Genomic DNA, 2,715 nt, shown 5'->3' with positions numbered 1-2,715 from the left:
ACTTATCTTATCATATTTTATCTGGCAAAAAAATCCCTAAATTTCTGTTTTTTTTCCTTGACTTTTGTTTTTATTTTTTATGCAACACTAGTGATAATAAATAGAATTTGTGGGAAAAAGTATTTTTGCTATTAGTAATTTTTGTAGAAAAAGTTCTATAAATAAAAAAACATCCTTAAGTCCAAGTTAAGGATGTTTATTAAATAGTTTTTTATAATGCATTTTTGCATTTTCTGATTTAACAAAATAACCCTTTAGTCCATTAAGTTCTTTTAGTATAGTTCGTTCACATTTAGGACAATATTCATGATACTTAGATAATATTAATATACCGCAGCGTTTGCAGCTAACATTTACTTCTTCTGATTCTAATTCAATTAACCTACCTTCCCTAACAAAATCCTTTATAATCTTATGATCAATTCCAGTATATTCTGATACCTCAAAGGCGGTGGCAAGAGGGTATTCTCTTAAATATTCTCTAATTTTATCGAAGATTTTTTCATAAACTTCATAGCATATATCACAATAGTCCCTTATACTACCATCGGGGATTAATTTATTACATTTTAAACACTGTTTCATTATAATCCTCCCCAGTTCTTTTAAAGAAATTATATCATAAAGATATTGATAATATTACATAAAAAAAAAAGACGTTTAATATTAGTACTTAGGAACTATAAAGCATAGTTAAGGAAAAAAATGAAAGAATTAAGAGGATTATGGAAACTTATAAAGAATATTATATTACTGACGGATAGACTTATTAAGTAGTATTTGGAGTAGAGAAATCTATCTTCAGACAAAAGGGTTATATAATCCAGTATATTAAGGGGGGAGTTTATATGCTAAAGAATACAAAAATATCAAAAAAAATGATATTAGGATTTATAATAATTATTATATTAACATGTTTCGTCAGTTTATATGCCATAAATGGTATGAATGAACTTCAAAGCCTAACAGTCAATATGTATGAAGAGCCATTTACAGTTATCAATGCTGTTAAAGAAGCACATATAAATATATTAAAGATCATAAATGAGATGAAGAACATAAGCTTAGAAAAATCTCTTAAGATTGACTCTTATGTTAGGAAAATTAAAAAATATGATGAATTGGTACATGAAAATTTTCAAATAATTTATAATAATATTCCACAAAAAAAAGCTTCAGGATATAAGGAAGTTGTTGATAAAGTCTATAATACTTACAATGAATGGAAACCAGTTAGAGATGAATATATAAAACTCATTGAACAAGGGGAAATAGATGAAGCAGCTTTTTTAGAAAAAAGCAAAGGAACATATTATGTAGGAATTATTAATAGTAGCATGAACATGTTAATTGAAAAAGCAAGTAATACAGCAGATAATTTTTATAATAGCGCTATGAAAAAAAGTAGGCTTTATATAAATAGTATTATCTCTATATTAGGTGCAGCAGTTTTAATAGCCTTTGTAATCGCATTAATTATAACTAGAGGAATAACAAAAGAAATGACTTACGTTACTGAAAAATTAGATGACATCTTATTAAATGAAGATAATGTAATTGATTTAACACAAAATATAGACCTAAAAACCAAGGATGAAATAGGAGAATTATCTAAGAAAATGAATTGGTTAATAACGAAAATAAAGGAATTAGTTTCTGTTGTTGCAAAGGATTCACGGGTCTTGTCAGAGGCATCCAATCAGGTAGCAACAATAATGGAACAAGCTAATAAAGGTATAGAGAGCATAGGTAGAGAAATTAGTGAAATATCCTGTGGCCTTCAAAATAATGCTAGTGCTGTGGAAAAATCGGCAGAAAATATTAATGAAATGAACCAAAGCACCCATATTATATCACAAGAATCACAGAAAGCCTTTAATAATAGTAAGAGCATATTAGAAGTTGCTGAACTTGGTGGACAAAATATAAATGAAGCAGTGGAATCAATAAATAAGGTAAAGAATTCTTCAGAAAATACTAAAAAAATTATTGGTGAATTGAAGACTTGTTCAGGAGAAATAGGAGATATTATTATTTTTATTACTAATATAGCAGAACAAACAAACTTACTAGCTTTAAATGCGGCTATTGAAGCAGCAAGAGCTGGAGAACATGGAAAAGGATTTGCAATAGTTGCTGATGAAGTTAGAAAATTAGCTGAGGATAGTAAAGAATCTACTCAAAGGATTAAATTATTAATCGATCAGATTCAAGAAAAAATAGAAAAGGCAGATACAACCATGAGAGAAGGAGAATTCCTTGTTAATATAACTGTCCAGAAAGGTATAGAAGTAAACAGCCAATTTAAAGACATTCTAACAGCTATACAAAACATAACACAACAAATTGAAAGGATATCGAATCTATCTATAAAGCAAAATGAGATTTCTTTACATATGAAAACTGCAGTAGATGACATTTCAAAAAACACAATTAATAATGCAAATGGGGTACAGCAGGTTAATGCAGTATTAGAAGAGCAAATGAGCTCATTAGAGGAGATTGGTGCAAGTATGGAAGAGTTAAATAATATAGCTATACTTTTAAAACAACAAACAGCTAGATTTAAAGTTGTGTAATTATAGAAATTTAAATTAGGTTGTTGAATAACTAAATTTGGAAATTGATAATTCGGCTAATTCTCTACATTATAAAATTTGAAGTATTTTTATAAAAAAATACTTTTGATAGCTAAAATATAGCATTTTACTTTTG

2 protein-coding genes are annotated in these 2,715 nt (G+C 27.6%); one reads left to right on the top strand and one right to left on the bottom strand.

The features are described 5' to 3' along the window. Positions 1–186: 186 nt before the first annotated feature. Positions 187–585 (bottom strand): hypothetical protein, encoded by a 399-nt coding sequence (locus BUB36_RS18670; protein WP_073153801.1) that lies wholly within the window; start codon positions 583–585, stop codon positions 187–189. Between the two features lie 263 nt (positions 586–848). Here BUB36_RS18670 and BUB36_RS18665 point away from each other — a divergent pair, with 263 nt between their 5' ends. Beyond that, the gene (locus tag BUB36_RS18665; protein ID WP_073153799.1) at positions 849–2,579 is read left to right on the top strand and encodes a methyl-accepting chemotaxis protein; all 1,731 of its coding nucleotides are present in this window, start codon (positions 849–851) and stop codon (positions 2,577–2,579) included. Positions 2,580–2,715: the final 136 nt, after the last annotated feature.

The organism is Paramaledivibacter caminithermalis DSM 15212 (assembly GCF_900142245.1).
Taxonomy (GTDB): Bacteria; Bacillota; Clostridia; order Peptostreptococcales; family Caminicellaceae; genus Paramaledivibacter; species Paramaledivibacter caminithermalis.
This window is presented reverse-complemented; position numbering and strand designations above follow the sequence as displayed.